At 59.0% G+C, this 26,080-nt stretch carries 22 protein-coding genes; 7 read left to right on the top strand and 15 right to left on the bottom strand.

Going from position 1 to position 26,080, the window contains the following annotated elements:
* Positions 1-231 precede the first annotated feature (231 nt).
* From FHT86_RS02630 to panE, 5 genes are all read right to left on the bottom strand, one after another.
* The gene (locus FHT86_RS02630; RefSeq protein ID WP_133705319.1) at positions 232-1,461 is read right to left on the bottom strand and encodes an MFS transporter; all 1,230 of its coding nucleotides are present in this window, start codon (positions 1,459-1,461) and stop codon (positions 232-234) included.
* A 148-nt stretch (positions 1,462-1,609) separates the two neighbouring features.
* The gene (locus tag FHT86_RS02625; protein ID WP_133705318.1) at positions 1,610-2,302 is read right to left on the bottom strand and encodes a B3/4 domain-containing protein; all 693 of its coding nucleotides are present in this window, start codon (positions 2,300-2,302) and stop codon (positions 1,610-1,612) included.
* 86 nt (positions 2,303-2,388) lie between these two features.
* Positions 2,389-3,198: an AraC family transcriptional regulator gene (locus tag FHT86_RS02620; protein WP_133705317.1), complete on the bottom strand. Its 810-nt coding sequence runs from the start codon at positions 3,196-3,198 to the stop codon at positions 2,389-2,391.
* A complete protein-coding gene (locus tag FHT86_RS02615) occupies positions 3,195-3,851 on the bottom strand; it encodes a glutathione S-transferase family protein (RefSeq protein WP_133705316.1) in 657 nt (218 codons plus the stop codon). The genes FHT86_RS02620 and FHT86_RS02615 overlap by 4 nt, the downstream gene beginning before the upstream one ends.
* Positions 3,852-3,927: 76 nt before the next feature.
* Positions 3,928-4,857 (bottom strand): 2-dehydropantoate 2-reductase, encoded by a 930-nt coding sequence (panE, locus tag FHT86_RS02610; RefSeq protein WP_133705315.1) that lies wholly within the window; start codon positions 4,855-4,857, stop codon positions 3,928-3,930.
* A 253-nt stretch (positions 4,858-5,110) separates the two neighbouring features.
* On the opposite strand from panE, the gene FHT86_RS02605 reads away from it, so the two are divergent.
* From FHT86_RS02605 to FHT86_RS02595, 3 genes are all read left to right on the top strand, one after another.
* The gene (locus FHT86_RS02605) at positions 5,111-5,683 is read left to right on the top strand and encodes a TetR/AcrR family transcriptional regulator (protein ID WP_133705314.1); all 573 of its coding nucleotides are present in this window, start codon (positions 5,111-5,113) and stop codon (positions 5,681-5,683) included.
* A 194-nt stretch (positions 5,684-5,877) separates the two neighbouring features.
* Positions 5,878-6,849, top strand: a complete 972-nt coding sequence (locus tag FHT86_RS02600) for a zinc-dependent alcohol dehydrogenase family protein (RefSeq protein WP_133705313.1) — start codon at positions 5,878-5,880, stop codon at positions 6,847-6,849.
* Positions 6,850-7,008: 159 nt separating this feature from the next.
* Entirely contained in the window at positions 7,009-7,890 is an 882-nt protein-coding gene (locus FHT86_RS02595; protein ID WP_133705312.1) for a type 1 glutamine amidotransferase domain-containing protein, read from the top strand.
* Positions 7,891-7,977: 87 nt separating this feature from the next.
* Here the strand turns inward: FHT86_RS02595 and FHT86_RS02590 are convergent, their stop codons facing one another.
* The 6 genes from FHT86_RS02590 to FHT86_RS02565 form a co-directional block, all read right to left on the bottom strand.
* Positions 7,978-8,271 carry a GYD domain-containing protein gene (locus FHT86_RS02590; protein WP_133705311.1) on the bottom strand — a complete coding sequence of 98 codons (294 nt, stop codon included), beginning with the start codon at positions 8,269-8,271 and terminating at the stop codon, positions 7,978-7,980.
* A 220-nt stretch (positions 8,272-8,491) separates the two neighbouring features.
* Positions 8,492-9,475 (bottom strand): DMT family transporter, encoded by a 984-nt coding sequence (locus tag FHT86_RS02585; RefSeq protein WP_133705310.1) that lies wholly within the window; start codon positions 9,473-9,475, stop codon positions 8,492-8,494.
* Positions 9,476-9,607: 132 nt separating this feature from the next.
* Positions 9,608-11,314 (bottom strand): DUF930 domain-containing protein, encoded by a 1,707-nt coding sequence (locus FHT86_RS02580; RefSeq protein WP_133705309.1) that lies wholly within the window; start codon positions 11,312-11,314, stop codon positions 9,608-9,610.
* 370 nt (positions 11,315-11,684) lie between these two features.
* On the bottom strand, positions 11,685-13,748 hold the full coding sequence (gene rpoD, locus FHT86_RS02575) for an RNA polymerase sigma factor RpoD (RefSeq protein WP_133705308.1): 2,064 nt from the start codon (positions 13,746-13,748) through the stop codon (positions 11,685-11,687).
* 438 nt (positions 13,749-14,186) lie between these two features.
* Positions 14,187-15,224 carry an L-threonine 3-dehydrogenase gene (gene tdh, locus FHT86_RS02570; protein ID WP_133705307.1) on the bottom strand — a complete coding sequence of 346 codons (1,038 nt, stop codon included), beginning with the start codon at positions 15,222-15,224 and terminating at the stop codon, positions 14,187-14,189.
* 21 nt (positions 15,225-15,245) lie between these two features.
* Complete coding sequence (locus tag FHT86_RS02565; protein ID WP_133705306.1) at positions 15,246-16,433, bottom strand: glycine C-acetyltransferase; 1,188 nt, start codon at positions 16,431-16,433, stop codon at positions 15,246-15,248.
* Between the two features lie 268 nt (positions 16,434-16,701).
* On the opposite strand from FHT86_RS02565, the gene FHT86_RS02560 reads away from it, so the two are divergent.
* Positions 16,702-17,472, top strand: coding sequence for an SDR family oxidoreductase (locus FHT86_RS02560; protein ID WP_133705305.1), 771 nt, complete (start codon positions 16,702-16,704; stop codon positions 17,470-17,472).
* A gap of 20 nt (positions 17,473-17,492) precedes the next feature.
* On the opposite strand, the gene recQ is transcribed toward FHT86_RS02560, so the two are convergent.
* Both recQ and dnaG read right to left on the bottom strand, forming a co-directional pair.
* Complete coding sequence (gene recQ, locus FHT86_RS02555) at positions 17,493-19,373, bottom strand: DNA helicase RecQ (protein ID WP_133705304.1); 1,881 nt, start codon at positions 19,371-19,373, stop codon at positions 17,493-17,495.
* Between the two features lie 7 nt (positions 19,374-19,380).
* Positions 19,381-21,372 (bottom strand): DNA primase, encoded by a 1,992-nt coding sequence (dnaG, locus tag FHT86_RS02550; RefSeq protein WP_133705303.1) that lies wholly within the window; start codon positions 21,370-21,372, stop codon positions 19,381-19,383.
* A 572-nt stretch (positions 21,373-21,944) separates the two neighbouring features.
* Here dnaG and FHT86_RS02545 point away from each other — a divergent pair.
* Positions 21,945-22,181 carry a hypothetical protein gene (locus tag FHT86_RS02545; protein ID WP_133705302.1) on the top strand — a complete coding sequence of 79 codons (237 nt, stop codon included), beginning with the start codon at positions 21,945-21,947 and terminating at the stop codon, positions 22,179-22,181.
* Between the two features lie 350 nt (positions 22,182-22,531).
* Entirely contained in the window at positions 22,532-23,434 is a 903-nt protein-coding gene (locus tag FHT86_RS02540; RefSeq protein WP_133705301.1) for a hypothetical protein, read from the top strand.
* On the opposite strand, the gene FHT86_RS02535 is transcribed toward FHT86_RS02540, so the two are convergent.
* Complete coding sequence (locus tag FHT86_RS02535) at positions 23,415-23,867, bottom strand: GatB/YqeY domain-containing protein (RefSeq protein ID WP_133705300.1); 453 nt, start codon at positions 23,865-23,867, stop codon at positions 23,415-23,417. The two genes, FHT86_RS02540 and FHT86_RS02535, sit on opposite strands and share 20 nt — an antisense overlap.
* A gap of 308 nt (positions 23,868-24,175) precedes the next feature.
* On the opposite strand from FHT86_RS02535, the gene carA reads away from it, so the two are divergent.
* Positions 24,176-25,384: a glutamine-hydrolyzing carbamoyl-phosphate synthase small subunit gene (gene carA, locus FHT86_RS02530; RefSeq protein WP_133705299.1), complete on the top strand. Its 1,209-nt coding sequence runs from the start codon at positions 24,176-24,178 to the stop codon at positions 25,382-25,384.
* 107 nt (positions 25,385-25,491) lie between these two features.
* On the opposite strand, the gene FHT86_RS02525 is transcribed toward carA, so the two are convergent.
* The gene (locus FHT86_RS02525; RefSeq protein ID WP_133705298.1) at positions 25,492-26,064 is read right to left on the bottom strand and encodes an EVE domain-containing protein; all 573 of its coding nucleotides are present in this window, start codon (positions 26,062-26,064) and stop codon (positions 25,492-25,494) included.
* Positions 26,065-26,080: the final 16 nt, after the last annotated feature.

Below are 26,080 nucleotides of genomic sequence, written 5' to 3'. Positions count from 1 at the left end.
TACGTTGTGTCGGAGAGCAGACCAGGCGGCTGCTTCGGGAACTCGCTTGTGTCCGAAAGCCACGTGCTGAAAAGAAGGTCGGACGCGAAAGTATCCTCTCAGTCAACGGCCACCTTAGGCGAGATGCCGGGCTGGACAATATGGCGGATGATCCATGAACCCGCGAACCGCCGGCCTTCGTACGATCCCAAACGTTCGGCGCTTTCAATGCTCGGTTTTGTCGACCGCACATCACCCGTTGAGTGTCTTGACCTTGGTCAAGTCCGGAAAAATCCGCATCCAGAGCAGCACGACCACGATTGTGCCGACGCCGCCGACAATGCCGGTGAGCACCGGGCCAAGCGCGCTGGCCAGCATCCCGGATTCAAATTCGCCGAGCTGGTTGGACGTGCCGATGAACAGCGAGTTCACGGCATTGACGCGACCGCGCATGTTGTCGGGCGTCAGGAGCTGCACCAGCGAACTGCGCACAACGACACTGACCGTATCCGACGCGCCGACGATGAGCAGCGCCGCGACGGAGAGGATGATGTTGCTGGAGAGCGCGAAGACGATAGTCGCGATCCCGAAAACGAAAACGGCAAACAGCATCTTTTTGCCGACATCCGTCTGCAGCGGTCGGCGCGCCAGCCAGATCGACATGACCAACGCACCGATGGCAGGAGCGGCACGCAGAAGGCCGAGACCCCAGGGACCGGCATGCAGGATGTCGCGCGCAAACATCGGCAATAGTGCCGTGGCGCCGCCGAGTAGCACCGCGAAGAGATCGAGCGAGATCGTGCCCATCATCACCGGCCTGCTCTTGATGAAGGAAACACCGGCAAAAACCGAGCTCAGCGTCACCGGCTCGCGCGACGACGGCTGCCGTCGCTCAACACGGATCGAAATGACGTTGAAGCTCGCGATGACATACAGCACGGCGGACACCGCGAAAGGCGCAATAGGATTGACACCATAAAGCAGGCCACCAAGCGAAGGTCCGATGATGAAGGCGGTCTGCATCATCGACGTGGAGGTGGCGATCGCCATCTGTAACATCGACGACGGCACGATATTCGGCAGTAGTGCAGCCATGGTCGGTCGTTCGAAGGCCGTGGCGGCGCCCATGACGGCAACGGCGGCGAGGATGCCGGCCGGACCGATCCAGCGCTGCCAAACGGCGACGGCAAGAACCAGTGCCGTCAAGGCTTCGATCAACTGGCAGACCAGACCGATGCGCCGCCGTTCGAACCGGTCGGCAACGTGGCCGACGATGAAGGTCAGGATCACCATCGGCAAGAACTGGCAGAAGCCAACCAAGCCAAGGAAGAAGGCGCTATGCGTCTGATCGTAGATCATCCAACCCATGGCAACGGTGACCGACTGGAAACCGATGGAGGAAAAGACGCGAGAGGCGGCGAAGGAACGATATCCGGGATGGCCGAGCGCGCTCGCACGGTCTTGACTTTGCAGGGTGTCCATATGTCTTTCTTCGGCTCCGGCGTAGCGCGCGGAATAAGCTTTATGAGCAATATGAAATATTTATTTAAGTCCCCTGCTCTGCCCGAATGCCGTCCTTGTCAACTGCGTTTTTGCCTGGATCGACAAATTGCTGCAAAAGCACGAAGACCTAGAGATCAAATCGTGGTGAAGAACAGCTGAGCAGCTCGGTCTTTGCCTTGACCCGCCATGCGACGGCGAGCTCCGCGGCAATGGTCGCGATCAACCTCGGCACGTCATTGCTGGCCGAGTCATGCATAGCCTCGGCAACGATCAGTACGGATCGCGTATCCCCGCGAACGGCGGAAAGGCCGCTCTGCCGATTGGTCCAGCGCCGCGCATGCGCCCGTTCCGCACTGTCGGCAAAGATAACCTCGCGCTGCTCCGGATGCTCCGTCTCGCCGGCGAAGGTCAGATACGTCTCTCTGCCGGTCGCATGTCTGACTTCGAGATCGCCGGAAATTTTCGCCAGATCGAAGACGGCAACGGGAATGGCGAAGGCGATCGAAACGGCGTTGCAGATATCGACCAGCGGATGCAGTTGCGGCAGCGATTTTTCCTGGCGGAATCGTCTGAGCAAAGCCTCGGAAGCGCAGCGATATTGCGTCGGCTTCAGCCCCATTTTCGAGAAGGTGCGCCGCCAGGCTTGGATCTCGAGCATCTCACCTTCCGAACTGATTGCCAGCCGTTCTTCGGCTTTCGCATGGAACTTCGCGATACGATCAGCAACCGCAGCATCCGCGGTGATCCCCTCCACGAAGAGTGCGCCGGCGACCAGATCGGGGAATTCGTTCCACATCTCATTCGAATGGCGGAAATACATGGCTTTTCCTTCTGCATGGTTCTGACTTGGAGCAGCAGAAGAGCCCCAATGCCGACATTCGGTCTTGAAGGAAATTGCAGATGCTTTCAGCGCATCGTGTCAGCATAGGCGCGTGGCGACACACCAAAATTGCGCACAAAAATCCGTGTCATATGGCTTTGATCGGCAAACCCGCTGGCAAAAGCCGCTTCAGCCAACGGCATACCCCCGCCAATTAGTCGCCGTGCTTGATGGATCCGCCGCTGAAGCAGATAGGCGTGCGGTGTCAGCCCGGTCGCTTTGGCAAAACCGCGCAGGAGTTGGAAACGGCTAAGCCCGCTCACCTCGGCGAGATCTGCCAGCGTTACGGGTGTCGTCGGATCATCATCAATGAGATCGCGGGCACGCATGATCGCGGCGGGAGCCGTGACATCGTCATCCGCGTGCCGCTGCTCGCGCATCACATCGGCAACAAGCGATAGCAACAATCCATCCCGCCGCAGCCCAGCCTCCGCGCCATCCTGGACGATCACCATCGAAAACAGCGTCCTGAAATGCGCTGCCGCCTGCCCGTAGCGAATGACGGGGGAAGGAAATTCCGAGCCACGAGCGTCATCTACGCCGATATCGTCCAAGAGATCGGCAATCAGTCGCGGATCGAAATAGAGCATCGACCAAGCCCGGCTCTCTCCAACCGGCATGCCGTCATGCACCTCGTTCGGATTAAGGGTGATGATGTCGCCGGCCTCGGCCCGCACTACGCCACGCCCGCTCAGCGATATCTGCGCACCGCGCTCGATGACGCCGAGGCCGAACTGATCATGTGTATGCCTGGGAAAACTATGCCCCGTCTCCGCCGCCACGGCTTCGATGCCGGCGATGGAAGAGCGAAACATCCTGAACTGACCGGGCTTCATGCGTGCCGCTCTTCCGGTTTGCTGAAACTTGTCATTGCGATGCTTGGCCGGACAGCGATACGCGACCACCACGATGCCAGGTTCGGATGAGGCGCGATCATGTCGCGTCCCTCAGGTGCCATGAGAAAATAGTCGAACATCGGCGCCACATAGAGATCGGCAAGCGTCAGGTCCAAGCCGCAAAACCAGGGACTGTCGCCGATCAGATCGGACAGAGCGGCAAGGCTGATTGCGGCTTTGGAAAGGCTCGCAGCAATCCGCTCTTCGTCGGCGGCAATGCCCTTTGCGGGCTTCGAGACCCGTTCCACACAAACGCCCCACACGAGATGAGGATAGAGATATCCGTCGGCTATGCTGACGATCTGGTTCATTCGCGCCCGCTGCCGAGGCGCTACAGGCTGCAGGCGCGGCCCATCGAATGCCTCATCGACATAGCGTGTGATCGCCGCCGTCTCATAGAGACGAAAATCACCGTGCTCGAAGGCTGGAATCCGGCCGAATGGGTGCCGCTCCAGATAGGATGCCGACGGCCCGCCCTCAGCAAAAATGTCGATCGGCACCCGCTGATGATCGACACCCTTTTCAAGCAGCGCGAGCCGCGCAATTCGCACGTAGACGCTATAGTCCGCGCCAAAAAGGCAAGGCTTTTCCATGTCTCAACGCCATTCGGTTCATCAACCGACATCTTCTCGGACTCGGCCGTCGCGGTCAATGGTCAGCTCTAGCGTCTCAACCCTCCCGCGCTCGCCGCACCTCGTAAGCCTTGAGATGCGCATAAACCGTCTCTAGCATGAAGTAGGACGGCCGCTTCACCGGATCGGCGCGATTCAGGAAATCGCCGATGATCTGGTCGCTTTCGATGCGGCCGCCCGCCTGGATGTCACGCAGCATCGAAGCGGTGATTGGCGAACCGGCACGTGTCAGATTTTCGCGGATGCGCTCGTCCGCCGCCTTGGAGAGTGCGAAGCCGTGCCCCGCGGCGATCTCGGCGCATTCGTCGATCAGCTTCAATGCCAGATTGCCGGCGCCCGCGGCAACGAAGTCGCCGATGGAGGAGCGCATCAGACAGGTCATACCGGCTGTCGCCGCGATGAAAATCCACTTTTCCCACATGTCGCTGAGGATCGTCTCGCTCGCCTGCGCCGTGAAGCCGGCATCGGCAAAGGCCGCTGCGATTGCGTCGATCCTCGCCGGCATGCCGCCACGGCGGTCGCCATAGGTCAGGCGGTGGAGGTCGTTCATATGCAGGATTTCGCCGTCCGGCCCGATCGTGGTCGAGATGAAGCAGGTGCCACCGAGCACAGCTTCGGCGCCGAACCGCGTCTCCAGCCGGCCGAGATGCGCCATGCCGTTCAAGAGCGGCAGGATTGCCGTTTCAGGTCCAACAGCCGGCGCAAAGGAGGCTATGGCATCTTCGAGATCATAGGCCTTGCAGCTCAGCAAAATGAGGTCGAAGGTCTCGCCAAGTTCATCGGCAGTGACGAGTTTCGGCGCGGCGATATGGACGTTGCCCAGCGGGCTGCGGATGACAAGGCCTTTCTCGCGCAAAATCTCCGCCCGCTTCGGCCGCACCAGAAAGGTAACGTCACGTGCGGCCGCCGCCAGCCTGCCCCCGAAATATCCGCCAATGCCACCGGCGCCAACCACGAGAATACGCATGCTGAAAATTCCTTTGCCTACATGATGGGAGTTTCAGGTTTGTCAAAACCGAACGAAGGTCAAGCAACGAGATGACATGGCTGGCAAGCGATACGCGCAATGGCCGGCCTGACCTTGTGATGCCGAACCTTAGGGTTTCCTCCGCGCCATTTGCGGTAAATTGACGGCATCGGAAAGTCGCCGAATCGATTGGCTTGTGTTAAAGTGACCGGTCATATAAATTTGAGTGCAGCTTCTATTAGGATATATTGTCATGCCCAGACCCAGCGTGCGCGGAAAATTGGTGGATGCCGGATATGAGACCCTTTTTTCTCAGGGGTTTCAAGGCTCCTCCATTCAGGACATCACCGAAGCCGCCGGTGTGCCGAAAGGCTCTTTCTTCAATCATTTCAAGACGAAGGAGGCATTGGCACTCGAGGTGTTGGCGCGATACGAGGAGGTCGGTCGCGGCGATCTTCTATTCGATGAAACCAAACCACCCCTCCAGCGATTACGGCAGCATTTCGAGTTCTTGGCCGACAGGCTGGAGGGATGGGACTTCAATCGCGGCTGCATGATTGGCAATTTCGCGACGGAGATGGCAGATACCTATCCCGCGATACGCGAAGCCCTGTTCGATGCCTTGACACGCTGGACCGACGCTATCGCTTCTGTATTGCGCAGCGCTCAGGCGGCCGGCGAAATCGACCCGCGGCAGGATGCCGACCTGTTGGCACGCTTTCTGGTAAATAGTTGGGAAGGCGCGGTTATTCGCTTGCGCGTCGTTCGAAATCGACAGCCGCTGGACGAATTCTTTACCATCTGCTTTGGCGCATTGCTGAAATAAGGCCGCCTTCCGCTTCAACCGACAAACTACCCCTCACTTGCCCGCTTCCCCTCCCTGGGTTTTAGCGGTCTCATTCAAGGATACAAATTTTTCGTTTGACATTTCAAAGTGACCGGTCACATTTAAAACATCATCTGAACGGGGAGCCGGCCGAGCGTGGCGGGCGACCCAAAATTTGAGTTGAGGAATGTAAGATGCTTGCCATCCATCTGAATGCCTATGGCGATCCCGCCGAAAACCTGGAACTCGTCAATCTTCCCGAGCCGTCGGCACCGGGGCCGGGCGAGGTTCTCATCGGCGTCGAATTCTCGCCGATCAACCCGGCCGATCTGCTGCTCGCCATGGGCTATTATGCGCTGCGCCCCACCCTGCCGAGCGTCATTGGCAACGAGGGCGTTGGCATCGTGCTCGCCGTCGGCGATGGCGTGACCAATGTCAAAATTGGGGATCGGGTTGTGCCACCGCTGTCAAGCTTCCTGTGGCGTGAGCGTCTGGTCATCCCCGCCAAAAGCCTGGCCGCCCTGCCACAGCATGCCGACCTGAAGCAATTGGCAATGCTCGCGGTCAACCCGGTGACTGCTGCCCTGCTGCTAAGCGAATTCAGAACGCTGAAGCCCGGCGACTGGATCGTCCAAAGTGCAGCCAATTCCGGCGTCGGCCGATCGGTAATCGCTTATGCGCAAGAGCGCGGCCTGAAGACCGTCAATATCGTTCGTCGCGAAGAGCTGGTGGCGGAATTGAAAGCCGCAGGCGGTGATGTCGTTTTGGTTGACGGGCCTGATATCGTCGAGCGCGCCAAAGCGTCAATCGACAATGCCGAGATAGCTCTCGCCCTTGATTGCCTGAGCGGGCCGGCCACAGCCATGCTAGGCGCCATTCTTTCCCACGGCGGCATGCTTGTCAGCTACGGTGCCATGAGCGGCGCGCCTATTGCGCTCAATCCCGGCGACCTGATTTACAAGGCGCTGACGATCAGGAGCTTCTTCCTGGGTCACGAGCAATACGCCGCCAAGTTTCCAGCCTTGATCCAGCAATCGGCAAACCTTGTCACCGCCGGAAAACTGCATGTGCCGGTCGCGGCAACCTATCCGCTGACAGCCATCAAGGATGCCATCGTGCACGCCAAACGCGGTGGCAAGGTCCTGCTGGATATTTCCGGCGACTAAACGCCCAGACAACATCACCTAATTTTGGATCTCGCTGCCCCACGCCGCGCCGAAACGGCGCGCGACGAATACTGCATGCCATTTAATTTCGCGCAGAGTTTCATTTCTGAGGATCACCTGCTCCCGGGAACCTGCGCCAACACGGGAAAGGACCCGCTTATGCCTAATGCACTGAAAAAACTTGCTCTTTCCACTGCCTTGCTTCTGTCTGCGGTTACCCTGCCGGTGACCGCTTTCGCGCAGGAACACGGCAAGGTGCTGGTCATTCTGTCCAGCGCCCACCAGCTCGAACTCCGCGACGGCAAGAGCTACCATACCGGCTACTACCTCGATGAATTGGAAATTCCCCTTCGTAAGATCGTCGATGCCGGTTATACGCCGGTCTTTGCCGATCCGAAGGGTGACGATCCCAGCTTTGATCCGGTCTCGAATGACAAGATGTTCTATGGTGGCAACGAGGCAGCACGTGCGGACGCCGTGAAATATGTCGAAGGGATCAAGGAGCTGCATCACCCGAAAACACTGGCCGCAATCTTGGCTGAGGGCACAAGCGACTATGTCGGCATCTTCATTCCCGGCGGCCATGCGCCGATGCAGGACTTGTCGCAGGATGAAACGCTCGGCAAGATCCTGACAAGTTTCCATACCTCCGGCCGCCCCACAGGCATTATCTGCCATGGCCCGACGGCGCTGCTGTCGACGCTCGCCGATCCCGTCGCCTTCCGTAAAGCGATGGTTGCCGGCGATTTCAACGCAACCGCCAAACTTGCCGCCGGCTGGCCCTATGCCGGCTATCGGCTGACGGTGTTCTCGTCGGGTGAGGAGCACGCGATCGAGGGCCAAGGCAATCAGCTCGGCGGTTCGGTCCAGTTCTATGCCGCGGACGCGCTGGCCCAAGCCGGCGCCCATGTCGATCGTATCGGCGCCTGGCAGGTCAATGTCGTCGAGGATCGCGAAGTGGTGAGCGGCCAGCAGCCCTTCTCATCGGATGCTTTCGGGGACGCTTTCGTGGCAAAGCTGAACGCTGCTAAATCGCTGTAATATCGTTCGCGGCCACGTTTCCCCTCCAACCCGGTCAGCCTCCGCTGGCCGGGTTACCACTTTCAAAGTGGCAAGATCATCCCCGCACTATCCCAAGGAGGCGATGATTTCGCGATAAGCGGCCTCTGGAAAAGCTTTCAATGTACGCGTACGCACGTTGCCACCCATCCCGAGCGTCAGAGAGAAACGGGCAACCACCGCATCATCGGGCGCCTCGCAAACAGCGACCATGTCATACTCACCCATGGTCAGGAAAAATTGCTTGAACGAACCGCCCATCTCTCCCAACTGCTTCTTGGCAGCATCCAGCCGCCGTGGCGACTCTTTTACGTTGCGTATCCCCTGTTCGGTCCAATTGATCAGAACGATATACGTAGTCATCTCACACCTCCTCTGAAGACGCAGTAACGGTTTGACCCACACGTAAGCCGTCGAAAATCCACCTGGATTTTCTGGTTACGCGCCGCCGCCCCGGTTCGATGTCCCCTCCCGCAAATGCAATCGCCCCAAGAAAAACCATAGGCTTGTCACCCTGCAGCGACAATAAACCTAATCCCCATTCATTCGGGTGAGGAGATGATGCGGTCACAACCTACGCGCACTACCGATCCGGTGCATCGGCATTCGCCTGTTGCGCTGTCGCCAGCGCGGCCCGAGTGTCCGCCGCAACAACGGCCGCCGGCAAGGGTGTACCGCGCTTGCGCTCGCGTGCCAGCGTAAGTAGGCCGGAAAACACGATAAGGACAATGCCGAGTGCCATCGGCAGATCGATACTGTCGTTAAACAGCAAATAGCCGAAACCGATCGCCCAAATCATTTGGCTGTATTGCGGCGGCGCGACGAGGTTGGCCGGCGCCAAATGCGCGGCGTTCATCAGCAAAACGGTGCCGACGGCGCCGAGAAGGCCGTAGCTCGCGAGGAATATCCATTGCCACGCTGTCGGCCACATCATCTCGGGCAGCATTAGCAAACCGCTGACGATGAGCGTACCGAACAACGCCGCACCATAGAGCGAGATACGCTTCTCCTTCGAGCCAAGCGCGCGATTGATGACGATCGAGACTGCCCCGCTTAGACCGCCAATTGCAGCACATAGATGACCGATCGAAAGCTCGCGAAAGCCTGGCCTCAATACGATGAGCACGCCGATGAAACCGAGGATCACCGCTGTCCAACGCTGCCAGCGCACATCCTCCTTGAGAAAGACAACGGACAGGATGGTGACAAAGGATGGTAGTAAGAACAACAGCGCGAAAGCCTCCGCCATCGGCAGCTCGGTAAAAGCCACGATCGAGCAGATGGCGCTGATGGCGCCACAGGCGAAACGCAGCATCCACAACGGCCGGTTCCTCGTCTTGATGACGTCCAGCCAGACATCTCCGCGCGCCTTCAAAAAGGGGATCGCCGCGAAGCCGAACAGCGAGCCGATAAAGGCCACTTGGTAGGCCGGCAGCGTCCCGTGCAATATCTTGATCGACGCGTCACTGAACGCGAAAACGGCATAGGATGCAAATGCCACGAGGACACCACGAAGCGTGGAATGACCGGCGGCCACGGAGTTGGAATCGGCTGTGATCGATGACATCGGAATTGTGCAATGCGAAGGGAGGGAAATTGAATCAAGCGCTTGCGAGCAATTGTATGATGAAATAGGCCAAATTTCGATCACGCGGGGAAATAAACTATTGTTTCAAGGTGGTGAGGCAGTTGTTGCCCATCAATTGCTGGGAACGCCCAGTTTCTCCAGCCGACTGGCGGGGATGCGACCTTTAACGGCATAGGAGAAAGCGACAACCTTCAAGGCATCGTCATCAACCTGGCATTTGAATTGGACCTGTTGCCATCCTTTGGGCGTTTGAACTCCAACGCCATCGCCGTAGGTGCCAACTTCCGATATCATGTTCGGTGTAATCAGCGAGTTATAAAAACCAACTGCCCGAAGTTCATGGCCGAACTGCAGCTTTTGCTCGCTAGCGCAAAGCTGCCTAACACGATCGAGCCGCGGCAGCTTTTTCCAGGCGTCCAATTCGTCCTTCGACATGCGTGCCATCTCCGTACCGGAGTAGAAACGCTTGGCCTGGATGAACTTGCCCTGCTGGCCGCCTCCAGTCTTCTGTTGGGTCTGCGACGGATCGGATTTCGACGCCTCTGGGGCACCGTCCGTTACCGACGCTTGCTGCTGCGGTCGAGGTTGAGGCTCAGGAACGAAGGTGGTTCCAGCCGTTGGGTCGCTGGGGGCGCCAGACGATGGGTCCTGCGATTGTTGCTGTGGCTGTGCTCCACCGGTTGTCGGAACGGCGACATCCGGCGCGACCTTGGGATCGGCTGCGGCCTGCTGCTGTTGCGCCTTCGGGTCTGACTGCCCTTCCTGGGCCGTTGCGAGATCGGATGCCGCACCGTCCTTTTGTTCCGCCTGTGTGCCTGCTGTGTCCGTCGAAGGCTTATCCGGTTCGGCAATCTGGGTGTCGGACGGCTGGTCCGTCGCCAGCTCTTCCGGCGTCGGCGTCGACCCAGGCTCACTGGAATTGGGATCGGTCGCGGACGCTGCGGCATTTGGCCGGGCCGCATCCGCCTGCGCATCGGTCTGCGCTGCCTTTCCTGCCTGTACCTGTTGCTGGGATTGGGCATCGGCATCGGTCGCGGGCGGCGTTGTATCTGACTGCGACTGCGCGCTGGCATCTGCCGCGGCCTGCTCGGCTGGCGTCTGCTGTGCCGGAGGCTCGGTAGACGGCGTAACGTTCGGCTGCTCGGTCGGAGCATCGGGCGTCGATTGATCCGCGCTTTGCTGTTGCGCCTGGGTATTCGAGTCGGCAGGCGGTGTTTGGGCCTGCTGCTGAGCCTGTGTCGCCGGATCGGGGCTAGGTGGCGTCTGGTCTTGCTGCTGCGCTTGCGCCTGGTCTTGAGGCTTCGTCTGACTATCGGCCGGCGTCGGCGACGGTGTGTCACCCGGCTGCGACTGCGCGTCAGCCTGCTCCGTAGTCGGCGCCGGCTGATCGGCCTTTACATCGGTAGGCTTGTCCGCCTGCGTCTGCTCCTGCGATTTCGCGTTCTGGTCTTGCGCATTGGGATCGGGAGCCTTCTCAGTCTTTGTCTTGCTCTCGTCGCTCAGCTTGTCGGCGGTCTGTTCGCCCTCTGTCTTGTCGGTGGACGCGGCCTTAGGATCCTTCGAAGGGTCCTTCTCATCAGGTTTTGGCGTCGGCGTCGGCACGCGGCCGGATCGATCGGTCGGCGTCGCAGCGTTCTGCGCCTGCTCCTTGGGCTGCGGCACCATCTCGACATTGATGCTGTCTTCAGGCTGCGGAATCGGCACAGCCACCACCGGCAGCAGGAAAAGCGCTGCGAAAAACAGGATATGCAGCAGGATGGAAGGGATCAGTCCCCATCCACGCTTATCCGGTTCCCGCTGTTCGGCGACGCGCTCCATCGGTCAGCGGCCGCAAGGCTGACGACACAGGGCAGACGGAGAAGCGCTCAACAATTTCATGCAAACCTTACCGAACAAACGACAACAGACGACGCCTAGATTCCCGACATATGGTGTTAAACATCAAGGCGAGAAAGAGGCAGCCGGGAAATTGCAGACTGTTTGTCTGATCACAGCTCCACGATGCCGGGAAAACAATCCTGCGTGATCCCAGGCAAGTTTGGGAGGAAGACCCTTGCCAAAACAGTAACACACAACGTTGCGCATTTAGAAGAACTTGTCCGGAAGCCGGCAGTGCAGGCGTATCTGACAAACAAAAACCCGGCTCGCTTTCGCGAACCGGGTTCGATTTTCTGACGGAGCGAACCGCTCAGCTATCGAGGAACGAACGCAGCTTGCGGCTGCGGCTCGGATGCTTCAGCTTGCGCAGCGCCTTGGCTTCGATCTGGCGGATACGTTCGCGGGTAACCGAGAACTGCTGGCCGACCTCTTCGAGCGTATGATCGGTGTTCATGCCGATGCCGAAGCGCATGCGCAGCACGCGTTCCTCGCGCGGCGTCAGCGAAGCAAGCACCCGCGTGGTCGTCTCGCGCAGGTTCGCCTGAATGGCGGCGTCGATCGGCAGCAGTGCGTTCTTATCCTCGATGAAATCGCCAAGATGCGAATCTTCTTCGTCACCAACCGGTGTTTCGAGCGAGATCGGCTCCTTGGCAATCTTCAGCACCTTGCGCACTTTTTCCAGCGGCATGGCAAGCTTTTCAGCCAATTCTTCCGGTGTCGGCTCGCGACCGATTTCATGCAGCATCTGGCGCGAGGTACGGACGATCTTGTTGATCGTCTCGATCATGTGCACCGGAATGCGGATCGTGCGGGCCTGGTCGGCGATCGAACGGGTGATCGCCTGCCGGATCCACCAGGTGGCGTAGGTCGAGAACTTGTAGCCGCGCCGATATTCGAACTTATCGACCGCCTTCATCAGACCGATGTTGCCTTCCTGAATAAGATCAAGGAACTGCAGGCCGCGGTTCGTGTATTTCTTGGCGATAGAGATGACCAGGCGAAGATTCGCTTCGACCATTTCCTTCTTGGCGATGCGCGCTTCGCGCTCGCCCTTTTGCACCATATGCACGATGCGGCGGAATTCCGAAATCGAGATCCCGGTTTCGGTCGCAAGGTTCTGAATTTCCTGGCGGATGTCGCGGATCGTGGTGTTTTCGCTCTTGGCGAATTCCTTCCAGCCGCGAGCAGCGAGATTGCCGATCGACTTCATCCAGTTCGGATCGAGCTCGGCGCCCTGATACTGCTCCAGGAACGAGTCGCGCTTGACGCCGTAGGATTCGGCAAGACGGAGCAGCCGGCCTTCGTTCTGCACGAGACGCTTGTTGATGTCATAGAGCTGCTCGACCAGAGCGTCGATGCGGTTCTGGTTCAACGACAGCGACTTGACGGACTTGACCAGCTCGTCCTTCAGCTCCTTGTAGCGGCGCTCCTGCGCCGACGACAACGTGCCGGAAGCCGACAGACGCTGCTCGACCTGCTGGTCCTGCAGTTTGCGCAGCTTCTTGTAGGTCTCGGCGATCGTGTCGAGGGTCAGCATGACCTGCGGGCGAAGCTCGGCTTCCATCGCGGCGAGCGAGAGGCTGGATTCGTCCTCGTCCTCTTCCTCCTCCTCGATCGGCAAGCCTTCGCCGCCGACATCGGTGATATCATCATCGCCGGAGGAACGGCCGCGGCGGGCCTTTTCCTTCTCTTCAGCAGCCTTGCGATCGGCCTCTATCTTTTCCGGGCTCTGGAACTGCGGCGCAGCCTTGGCCTCGGGACCGGAATAGGTGGTCTCGAGATCGATGATCTCGCGCAGCAGCGTCGTGCCTTCGTTGAGTTCGTCGCGCCAGATAATAAGCGCCTGGAACGTCAACGGGCTCTCACAGAGACCACCGATCATGGTCTCGCGGCCGGCCTCGATGCGCTTTGCAATCGCGATTTCGCCTTCGCGCGACAGCAGTTCGACCGAACCCATTTCGCGCAGATACATGCGCACCGGATCGTCGGTGCGGTCAGTCGGCTCTTTCTTCTTGGCAGTTGCAAGCGCCGAGCCGCCGGAAGGCGCGAGTTCGCCGCCTTCTCCATCGTCGTCACCGCTGGAATCGTCGTCGTCGCCGCCGCTGGTTGCTGCGCCCGCCTCTTCGACATCCTCGTCTTCAATGACGTTGATGCCCATATCAGAGAGCATAGCCATCGTATCTTCGATCTGCTCGGACGTCACTTCTTCGGACGGCAGAACGGCGTTAAGCTCGTCCATCGTCACGTAGCCGCGCTTCTTCGCGGCCTTGATCATCTTCTTGACCGCGTCGTCGGAAAGATCGAGAAGCGGGCCATCGGAGGCGCCGTCGCGTTCGACTTCAGCTTCTTCGTTCTCTTTGACCTTGGTTGCCATCTCTATATCGTCGCTTTCCCTGACGCTTAAAACTTATACGCGGTGAATGGCCGCGCTGGCCCGGCGCGCCTCACGCCAGCCCCGAATCACCGACAAACACCTAACGGAATGACCTTTAATGCCTGATTAACCACGATCACCGGCACCGGACAGCAAAGCTGGATTGCGTTTGGATTTCCGGCCATGGTATATGTGATCCGCCTGATCCAGTTCACCGTTTTTTCCGAAGACAAACGGTGATTCCTACAATTTTTGCTTTCGTCAAGCTTTTCCAGCAAAAAAGCCCCTTAAAATCGTGAAAAAGCCTTATCCACAGGCTCAGCACGCCACAAACAATTGCTTTGCGTATTTAGGAAGTCCCCGCGCGATGACAAGAGCAGGTTTGTGAAACCGCCTGAATTTCCTCGGCTTGATGACCAGATCAAGCCGCAAATCGGGTCAAATCCAGTCCATAACCACCTTCCCGGAGTTACCGGAGCGCATCGCTTCGAAACCTTCGCGGAATTCATCGATGCCGATGCGGTGGGTAATGACCGGCGAGACGTCGAGGCCACCCTGGACGAAGGCGATCATCTTGTACCAGGTTTCGAACATCTCGCGGCCGTAGATGCCCTTCAGGTTCAGCATTTTGAAAATGACCTTGTTCCAGTCGATCTCGAAGCCGGCCGGCGCAATGCCGAGAATGGCGATCTTGCCGCCATTGTTCATCTTGTCGATCATGTCGCGGAAAGCGGGTGCAGCGCCCGACATTTCCAGACCGACATCGAAACCTTCGGTCATGCCGATAGACTTCATCACATCGGCAAGATTTTCCTTCGAGGCGTCGACGACATATTCGATGCCGAGCTTGCGGGCGAGCGCCAGGCGATTCGGATTGATATCGGTAATGACCACCTTGCGCGCGCCGGAACGCTTGGCGACCATGGCGCCCATGATCCCGATCGGTCCGGCGCCGGTGACCAGCACGTCCTCGCCCACCAGATCGAAGGAAAGCGCAGTGTGCACCGCATTGCCGAAGGGATCGAAGATCGCCGCCACTTCGTCCGGGATATCATCGGGGATTTGCACGACGTTGGATTCCGGTATGCAGACGAATTCGCCGAAGGAACCGGGACGGTTGACCCCGACGCCGAGCGTATTGCGGCAGAGATGCCCCCTGCCCGCCCTGCAGTTGCGGCACTTGCCGCAGACGATGTGTCCCTCGCCGGAGACGCGCTCGCCGACATGATATTTTGTGACCGCCGAACCGACCTCGGCAATCTCGCCGCAGAATTCATGACCGACGACCATCGGCACCGGGATGGTCTTTTGCGCCCACTGGTCCCAGTTCCAAATATGGACATCCGTTCCACAGATCGCCGACTTCTTGACCCGAATCAACACATCGTTCGGCCCGACCTCGGGAACCGGGACATGCTCCATCCACAGCCCGACTTCAGGCTTCGATTTGACCAGCGCCTTCATCATGTTCGACATGAGCAGTCGTCTCCATCCGATTCAAATGATTCCGAGTTCACGTCCTGCCTCGGCGAAAGCGGCGATCGCGCGCTCGACATCGGCGCGTGAGTGAGCCGCCGACATCTGCGTGCGGATGCGCGCCTGCCCCTTCGGCACGACCGGAAAGGAGAAGCCGATGACGTAAACGCCCTTTTTCAGCATCAGCGCCGCCATCTCCTGCGCCAGCTTGGCATCGCCGAGCATAACAGGGATGATCGGATGATCGGCGCCCGCCAGCGCGAAACCGAGCTTGGTCATTTCGCTGCGGAAGAACTCCGCATTACCACAAAGCCGCTCGCGCAGATCATCGCCGTTTTCGATCAGGTCGAAGACTTTCAGTGAAGCGGCTGCGATGACCGGAGCCAGTGTATTGGAGAAGAGATAGGGGCGCGATCGCTGCCGCAACCATTCAACGATCTCGGCTTTCGCGGAGGTGTAGCCTCCCGATGCACCGCCGAGCGCCTTGCCGAGCGTACCGGTAATGATATCGACCCTGCCCTCGACGCCGCAATATTCCGGCGAGCCGCGGCCATGATCGCCGACAAAGCCGACGGCATGGCTGTCATCGACCATGACCATGGCGCCATATTTTTCGGCGAGATCGCAGACGCCCTCAAGATTGGCGATGATGCCATCCATGGAGAAAACGCCGTCGGTGGCGATGAGCTTAAAACGGCTGCCCTCGGCCTTCTTCAACTCCTCCTCCAGGGCCGCCATGTCGTTGTTGGCGTAGCGGAAGCGCTTCGCCTTGGAAAGGCGCACGCCGTCGATGATCGAGGCGTGGTTCAGCGCGTCGGAGATGATTGCATCCTCTTCCGACAGCAACGTCTCGAACAATCCGCCATTGGCGTCGAAGCAGGAGGAATAGAGGATGGTGTCCTCCATGCCGAGAAAGGCCGAAATCCGCGCCTCGAGCTGCTTATGCTCCTCCTGCGTGCCGCAGATGAAGCGCACCGAGGCCATGCCGTAGCCATAGCGATCGAGCGCCTTCTTCGCAGCCTCGGCCAGTTCCTCATTGTCAGCGAGCCCGAGATAGTTGTTGGCGCAGAAATTCAGCACCCTCTCGCCGCCAGCCACGGCGATCTCGCCCGCCTGTTTCGAGGTGATGACACGCTCGGATTTATAGAGGCCGGCCTCTTTCAGACCGGCAAGTTCAGTACGCAAATGGGTTAAGAAAGCAGATGTCATCGTCACATTCCGATGCTGGTCGTTGACGGAGGCAAGCCGAGAAATAACACAGGATTCGGCTTCCTGCTGCATCCAGCAGCGTCAAAAAAGCACCGAGCCGTGACGTCAGTGCGATATGACCGCGATGGCCTCGACATCAGCCGTCGAACTGACGAAGCAAATGCCGGGTTTTCGGCTTCGTTCCACATTGCAAATATTGAAAAAATTATTTGACTGAGTCCACTATCTGTCTGTAGGTCTAGGCTGTTGATTGTGAGATGAAAGAGCCATGAGCATATTCCATAGATTTTCGCTGAAGGGCCGGGTCGCGCTCGTTACCGGAGGCGGACGTGGTCTGGGATTCGAGATGGCACAGGCGCTTGCCGACGCTGGAGCGCATGTCATCATCAATGGACGCACGGCTGCGACGCTTGACAATGCCTTGGAAGCCATTCGCGCGGCGGGCGGCACCGCGGAAGCTGCCGCTTTCGACATCGCCGACCGAGAAGCACAGCGGGCCACGATGGCGGATATCGAAAGAAACCATGGCCGCCTCGACATACTGATCAACAATGTAGGCGCTCGCGACAGGCGCCCGCTGGCCGACTTCGACGACGAAGCGATCCTCGATCTCCTCAACACGGATCTGGCTGCCTCGATCATGCTCTCCCGCGACGCAGCCCGTCTGATGAAGCGGCACAATCACGGGCGACTGATTTCGGTCACCTCGATCAGCGGCCATGTCGCTATGCCCGGCGACTGCGTCTACCCCGCGGCCAAACTGGGGTTGACCGGCCTTATGCGTGGCATGGCCGTGGAATTCGGCCCGCACGGCATCACAAGCAATGCCATTGCGCCGGGCTGGTTCGCTACGGAAACGAACGCCGCTATGGCGGCGAACGAAGAGCTTATGCCCTTCGTGCGCCAGCGCATTCCGGTCCAGCGCTGGGGACGCCCGGACGAGATCGCTGGCGCGGCGCTGTTTCTCGCCAGCGACGCCGCCTCCTTTGTCAACGGTCATGTGCTGACTGTCGACGGCGGCATGACCGTCAGGATGTGAATACACCCGGGGAGAAAATGTCACCGATTGGTGAAATTTTCTATCGCCTTCAGGAACGCGTCCCCGTAACGTTCCAGCTTCGCCTGCCCGACACCGGAAATGCCTAGGAGCGCTTCGCGGCTCGTCGGACGCTCAGTCGCAAAGGCGATCAGGGTCGTATCCGGAAACACCACATAGGGTGGCACGCCGAGCGCCTTGGCGATCCTGGCGCGCTCGCTTCTCAGAGCCTCGAATAGAGGTTGCGCCTCGCCCGACAGGCTTGACTGCCGCTTCTCGATCCGAGCCGCCTTCTTCGCGCGCCGGCCTGTCTCCGGCCTATCCTTACGGAAGAAAACCTGACGCTCGCGCTTGAAAACCGCCCGCGCCTCCGGCTCCAGCTTCATCGCACCGAAAGCAGTATGATCGATGCTGACGAAGCCGCTCGCCAGCAGTTGACGGAAAACCGACTGCCAGGTGCGAGCCGGAATTTCCTTGCCGGCCCCGAAAACCGGCATGTTCACATGGCCGAAACGCTCGGTCTTCTCATTGACCATCCCCATCAGCACATCGATGACGTGGCCGGTGCCGAAACGCTCACCCGTGCGATAGACGGCGGCAAGCGCCTTGATCGCCGCTTCCGTCCCATCCCAAGTCTCAACAGGCTTCAGGCAGGTGTCGCAGTTGCCGCAACCACGGCCATGCGCCTCGCCGAAATGCGCAAGGATCGCCTGCCGCCGACAACCGGCCGTCTCGCAGATGGCAAGCAATGCGTTGAGCTTGGCGCGCTCGACACGCTTGATCTCTTCCGCCGCATTGCCCTCGTCGATCATCCGCCGCCGCTGGATGACGTCGGCCATGCCATAGGCCATCCAGACTTCGGACGGCAAGCCATCGCGTCCTGCGCGGCCTGTCTCCTGATAATAGGCTTCGACGGAGCCGGGCAGATCGAGATGGGCGACATAGCGCACATTCGGCTTGTCGATGCCCATGCCGAAGGCGACCGTCGCCACCAGGCAGAGATCCTCTTCCTTCAAGAAGGCATCCTGATTGGCGTCACGGACCGACCGATCCATGCCGGCGTGATAGGCACGCGCGCGGATGCCCTGCCCGTTCAACCATTCCGCGGTATCCTCGACCTTGGCTCGTGACAGGCAATAGACAATGCCGCTATCGCCACGATGACCATCGAGGAAACGCAGCAATTGCTGGCGCGGCTGATCGCGCTCGACGATCTCATAGGTGATGTTCGGCCGATCGAAGCTGGTGGTGAAAACCTCTGCGTTATCAAGCGCCAGCCGCTCGATGATATCATCGCGCGTATGCGGATCGGCCGTCGCCGTCAACGCGATGCGCGGCACATCGGGAAAGAGTTCTGCAAGCTTGCCGAGGTCGCGGTATTCCGGCCGGAAATCATGCCCCCATTGCGAGACGCAATGTGCCTCGTCGATTGCGAACAGCGCAATCTTCGCCTTGGCAATCATCTGCTGAAAGCCGTCCGTCAGGATGCGCTCGGGTGTGACGTAGAGCAGATCGAGCGTCCCGCTGGAGACGGTGCGATAAACATCGCCTGCCTCCTCGCGAGACAACGATGAATTCAGTGCCGCCGCGCGGATACCGAGTTGTTTCATCGCCTCGACCTGATCGCGCATCAGTGCAATCAGTGGAGAGACGACAATGCCGAGCCCATCGCGGCACAGCGCCGGAATCTGGAAACATAGCGATTTGCCGGCGCCGGTCGGAAACAGCACGACCGCATCGCCGCCGGAAACGACATGTTCGACCACCTCCTGCTGCTTGCCGCGAAAAGCGGAATAGCCATAGACCCGCTTGAGGATATCGAGCGGTGAGGCACCGGAGCTACGGTTTCCGAACAGCGCATTGTCGGCGGAAAACCGCGGCTCCTGTCGATCTGGCTGTGACATCTATTCCTTATTTCCCCGCAGATCCCTTGATGCGGCCGGACAGCACGCCAAAACCATCGATGATCGCTTCCTGGTTTTCCAGCCGCACGGCTTCAAGCTGCACTTCCTGCAAAGCGCGCATCAACTGCTCGATAAGGTCACCGTCACCCTCTTCCGTTGCCTCCGCGATTGCGCGTTCCAGCTCGATCTTGTGCCAACGCAACGCCTTCGAACGCTTGTGAAGCGCAAGCGCCTGGCGATAACCCTCGCGCGCATCTTCCGTGGCGGCTTCCTCGGTCGCCGTCCAGAGGCGGGCGTTGCGCACCTGCTGGTCGAGGCTCCTCAACAAAGCCGCGAAACCCTGCTCCTCCAACTGCTCGAGCAGCCGTTCGCGACTGAGCTGCGGACCGGCCGTGGCCGCCGCAGCGCCGAGCATGGCGGACCACAGACGCTGCAATTCGCGGCTCTCGTAATCGATCGCGGCTATTTCATCATATTCGTCCTGCAGCAACAGCGGATGATTGACGATGGTCACCGCCAGCACGCTCTCGCGCAGGCCCGGAATGTCTTGATGGCCCTTGATCATGCCCGAACGCGTCAAGCGATCCGAAGCTCTCATGTCGGCGACCGGCTGCCGATCCCTGCTCTGGCCACCACGACCGCCGAAATTGCGGCCATTGCCGTCGCGGGAAAAACCGCGTCCCTGCTGATTGCCGCTACGCTGAAACTGCGGCTGGAACAGCCCGTTCAGCCGATCGCGCATGTCCTGTTGATAGTGCCGGCGGACGTTCTCGTCTGATATAACCGAAACCATCTGCTTCAGCCGCGCCTCAAGCTCGGCGCGCGCCTCTGGCGTATCGAAGGTGCCGTTGTTGACTTCGCGGGTCCATATCATTTCCGCGAGCGGCTTTGCCTGCGCCATAACCTTGTCAAAAGGCATGCGGCCATCGTGGCGCACGAGATCGTCCGGATCCTTCCCATCCGGCAAAAGTGCGAAACGGACCGTGCGGCCGGGCTTGATATGCGGCAACGCCAAATCAGCCGCGCGATTGGCGGCGCGAATTCCGGCGCCGTCGCCATCGAAGCAGAGCACCGGTTGTGGCGTCATCTTCCATAGGAGCTCTAGCTGGTTTTCCGTCAGCGCCGTGCCGAGCGGCGCAACCGCATTCTCGACTCCGGCCTGATGCAGCGCGATGACGTCCATATAGCCTTCGACGGCAATGATCGTCCCCGCGCCTTCATTTCCCTGAGCTGCACGGCGCGCGCGGGTGAAATTGTAGAGCACATTGCCCTTGTGAAAGAGCTCGGTCTCATTGGAATTGAGATATTTGGCCGGTGCGTCTGATGACATGGCGCGGCCGCCGAAGGCGATCACCTTCTCGCGCGAAGATAGAATGGGGAACATGATGCGGTCACGGAAGCGGTCGTAGGAGACCGGCACATTCTCGTGCACGACTAGGCCACAGGCTTCCATCTGCTCCTTCAATACGCCTTTGCCGGCTAAAAACTCTTTCAGCGCATTGCGGCTGTCCGGCGAATAGCCAAGGCGGAAGGTCTCGATGGTGCGCCCCGTCAGACCTCGGTCGCGAAGGTATGCACGCGCCCTCGCCCCGTTTGCCGTCTGTAGCTGATCCTGAAAGAACTGCGTCGCCATCTCCATGACATCGAGCAGCGATGTGCGTTCCTTTTCACGCTTTGCTTCCATGGGATCGGCGACCGGCATGGGAACGCCCGCCATATCGGCGATCTGCTGCACCGCCTCGGGAAAACTGAGGCCCTCGAGATCAGTCAGGAAACGGAAATGATCGCCCGTGACGCCGCAACCGAAGCAGTGATAACGGCCCTTGCGGTCCTCGCAGTGAAAGCTCGGCGACTTTTCGCCATGAAACGGGCAGCAGGCCCAGTAATCACCTCGCGGCACATTGGTCTTGCGCCGATCCCAGGTCACACGTCGACCAATCACGTCCGAAATGGGGACGCGGTCGCGAATCTCATCGAGAAACGTATTGGAAAATCGCATGACTACCTCTGGCTCGCCCCATATAAGCAGGAATGGCGCGCATTGCCACGAGAACCCCTCCAACACGCCCGCTATTCACAGCCCGTCATTGTTGGTTGAAGCGCAACCCTTCCGATCACAACTCCGTGAGAACCTCGGCGCAATTAACGTTCGCATGCCCTCCTAAAAAGCATTTTTGACATCATCTCAAACAAAATCCGAAAAGCTCTTTGCAGCCTGTATGTGCATTGCAGACACCCGCGGCCACAGCTTCACCGTGCAGGAAAAGCGATTAAAAAGCAAAGAGTTGCTGACTATCAGGGAAAATGAGCAAGGGCGTGCAATGGCGCCTGCCGCAACCATTGGCCGAAGGCTGGAGGGCACGCGGTCTTGTCCATTGGTGGCGCATTTGCGGCACGGTTCGTAAGCCAAACATTATTTTTTTGTAATTTGATTGTTGGTGTGCGCCGCAATAGCTTTCTTCTCACGGGACGAGACAAGCCGGCGAACAAAATGCTTCGCGACGCGACATGCCTAGACGCCCCGACGGACGGGAAACCAAAGGTACAGGTTTTCAGTTTGGGAGAAATCAAATGCGCGTTCTGCTCGTACCCTTTGCTGCCGCTGCCCTCTTCGCCACAGCTACCTATAGCTCGGCTATGACGACTGACAGTGTAGCCCCTGCGGCCACGAGGAACGTGCTTTATACCGGTGCCGGCTATCAATTGCCGGTTGATATGAAAGTTCCGGCCCTCAAGACCGGCATTAAAGTTCAGGTGTCCTGGTTGGAGACGCAAGGCGCGCCTCAGCAAGTCAGGATTATCAGGTAAAGTTCACCCCATACCCAGGTGAGGCACCATCCCTACCCCCGGCGCCGCCTCACCTGGGTGCCTTTGCAATAGACGTTTGATTTTTGGGCCCCACCCTGCGTCATCAAACGGCTGCAAAGCGCAAGAAGGCAGGAGCACCCCCAGCTCCTGCCTTCTTTAATTTTTGCAGATGTGGAGCGAGGCATCCAAAACAAAGTGCCTTCAGCCGCTACTACCGGCTCATCAAGTTTATTAACGTCATGTCATTGCAGTTATATTAGAAGATTTTATTATACATAGCCTTCCGTAAATTCAATTGACAATTGTTCTGGCCGTGCCAATGAATTTCCCAGTTCATCGGAAACCTTTGCATGTCGTTTACAGCAAAAGAACTTGCTTCTGATCTTGGTTTCTTCACGATTGTTCTCGGCTGTTCGCGCGAGATGGTTGCCGCCTACGCTGAAAATCCCCGCATGAGCTCGATTTTTGCCTCGCAGCAACGCTGGCTGATGGCACAGGCGGGCTTTGCGCTGTACTACGGTGGAATCGACGGAGAGCAACCGGGCATCTATGCTCGGCGCTTTGTCGATTACGTTCTCAAACATGAGATCGCCAGCCACAATACGGCGCTAAGTTTCATCCAGGAAATGCTCGCCTATCGCTATATGCGCTATCTGCCTGATTCATCCGATAAACGTGTTCGGCCGATGGAGCCGACCGAAACGGCGGTCGAAAACTTCGCGAAATGGTTCCATATCCATCTGATGGTGCTCGATAGCCTGGATGACGGCAGGCGGACTGTAACTTTTGTCGATCGTCCGGAAATCGTTGCGACGCTACAGCCGGCAATCGCAGCAAGAATCATTGCCAGCGATCAAGTCCGTCATCCCGGCGAGACCTTCGATCTCTTCACCTGGGCAAATTCCGGCGGCGTAATGATGGACTACCTGATCTCGCGTATCGGAACGGTCGATCCAACGGCCGCACGAACGGACATCGGCCCGATTTCATTCAGCGAGATCTGCGATCGATTTCTTATCTCCAGAACGCATGTAAAGCGGCTGATGAGCAAAGCATCATCTATGGGGAGCGTGGGCTGGACGGGTAGTCCGGGCAAAAGCCACTTCTGGCTTTCGCGTGGCTTCATTCAGGAATATTGGGATTACCAGGCCGAAAAATTCGCCATCATGGGCGCGGTCTGGGAAGAGACCTTCGGCGCTCAGCCGGAGCCGGCGCCGATGGACGGGCAGAGGCTTACTTCAGCAGCTCTTTGAGGATCGCCGAGGCCTTGGCGAAATCCATCTGACCGGCATAGCGCTCACGCAGCGCGGCGACGCACTTGCCCATGTCCTTCAAACCCTGGGCACCGAGCTCGGCCACGGCCGCGACGCAGATCTCGCGCACCTTCTCGTCGGAAAGCTGCTCAGGCATGAAGCCCTGGATGACAGCAATTTCCTCGCGCTCCTTGTCGGCCAGCTCCGGACGGCCGCCATCGATGTAGATCTTCACCGACTCTTCGCGCTGCTTGATCATCTTCGCCAGCAACTGCAGGATCTCGTCGTCGCTCGCCTGTTCCTTGCCGAGACCGCGATTGGCGATGTCCTTGTCCTTGATCGCGGCGAGGATGAGGCGCACGGTCGAAAGCTTCGCTGCATCCTTGGCCCTCATGGCATCCTTCTGGGCACTGGAAAGCGTTTCGCGGATCATGTTTTTAACTCCCAAAGCAGGCCGGCGACGATCACCTAGCCTCTCATTTCGCGTTGCCAGTCTCATAGACCATGAGCGGCGATCATTGCAATTGCGTCCGACCGATCGAAAGCTGGCGAATTCCTTAGCGGGAAACGAACAGGGCGCATTGACCGGCACGCCTTGTTTGGCTATGTCCAGCATCTGCACATTAGATCGATATTAAGGTCTCGAGCCGCGACAGACGTCGCCGGCTGCAATCTGCGACAAACATGGCGGAAGCCCCCGGTCTTTTCAAGGCCGCGCACGACGCCGGAAACGGGATGACAATGACCGCGACAGCCCCATGGACAACTGAAAAGCCGAGTGCCCTGCTCGTTCTCGCCGACGGCACCGTGATCGAAGGCAAGGGCATCGGCGCGACCGGTAAGGTCCAGGCCGAAGTCTGCTTCAACACGGCGCTGACTGGTTACGAGGAGATCCTGACCGACCCCTCCTATCTCGGCCAGATCGTCACCTTTACCTTCCCCCACATCGGCAACGTCGGCACCAACGAGGAAGACATCGAGGATCTGACACCTGCCGCCCGTCACGGCGCCGTCGGCGTCATCTTCAAGGCCGACATCACCGAACCTTCGAACTACCGCGCCGCAAAACATCTTGACCAGTGGCTGAAGGCTCGCGGCATTATCGGCATGTGCGGCATCGACACCCGCGCCCTGACCGCCTGGATTCGCGAAAACGGCATGCCGAACGGCGTCATCGCCCATGATCCGAACGGTGTCTTCGATATCGACCAGTTGAAAGCGGACGCCAAGGCCTGGAGCGGCCTGGAAGGTCTCGACCTCGCCAAGGTCGCCTCCTCCGGCCAGTCGTCGCAATGGTCGCAGACGCCCTGGGTCTGGAACGAAGGCTACGGCGAACTGAGCGCCGATGATGCCAAGTATCACGTGGTCTGCCTCGATTACGGCGTCAAGCGCAATATCCTGCGTTTGTTCTCCGGCCTCGACTGCAAAGTCACTGTGCTGCCGGCAACCGCATCCACCGATGATGTGCTGGCGCTGAAGCCGGACGGAATCTTCCTGTCAAACGGTCCGGGCGATCCGGCGGCAACTGGCGAATACGCCGTGCCTGTCATCAAGGACCTGCTGAAGACGGAAATACCGTTGTTCGGCATCTGCCTCGGTCACCAGATGCTTGGTCTCGCGCTCGGGGCCAAGACCGCGAAAATGCACCAGGGTCACCATGGCGCCAATCATCCCGTCAAGGACCACACGACCGGCAAGGTCGAGATCGTCTCGATGAACCACGGCTTCGCAGTCGACTCGAACACCCTACCGGAAGGCGTTGAAGAGACGCATATTTCCCTCTTCGACGGCAGCAATTGCGGCCTGCGCGTTTCGGGCAAGCCGGTCTTCTCGGTGCAGCACCACCCGGAAGCTTCTCCGGGTCCGCAGGACAGCCATTACCTCTTCCGCCGCTTCGTCAATCTCGTGCGCGAGAAGAAGGGCGAGTCTGCTTTGGCCGAGCGCGCATAAGTAGCCCATCATCGCCGTCGAATAGCAAAGCCCCGGATCGATCGCCAATCCGGGGCTTTTTCTTGGGAGGTTCTCTGTGCGAGGCCGGTACTTGGCCATTCGCTTCATCACGCCGACATGCGACGGCGCCTCACTTCCTCGAGTTCGCTCGTCATGATTTCCTGCAGGAATTCGAAATCGGATTGGCCGAAGGGAACCAGGCCAAATCTCAGCTTGTAGCCCCAATTCTTGTCCTGTGTGAAATCCAGCCAGTCCAGCAAAGGACGGATGGGCTGTTCAGGCGTGTCCAGCCAGTCGACGTCGCGGCGATATGCCTTGCCCGACATCATCTCACCCTGATAGGGCTCGCCGTCCCGGACATATCCGATCGCCGTGAAGCTCTGAAAACCGTCCTTTTCACCCGTGGCCACCGACGGGGAGTAATAGACCACGCCGTCGCCCGGTTTGACGCGCTTCAGTGGCCCCTGCTTGCCGTGGTTGACTTGCATGAAGCCATTTCTCCGCCCATGCCGCACGTGCTCGGCACAGGCCACAGCCAGCCAATACGACTTTGCCGCCGGCTTCTCATATCGATGAGAAGCATTGGAATGCCCAAGCATGTGCACGACAGTACCGCGGCTGGCATGTTCTTCCAGCGAGAAGAGCGTCGCCTCGCTGTGATCGCTTGCTCTCAGTGTCATGATCTGCTCCCATCAA

The organism is Rhizobium sp. BK313, from assembly GCF_014193655.1.
Lineage (GTDB): Bacteria > Pseudomonadota > Alphaproteobacteria > Rhizobiales > Rhizobiaceae > Rhizobium.
The sequence above is the reverse complement of the archived record's forward strand: the minus strand, read 5'-3'. Positions and strand labels throughout refer to the sequence as shown.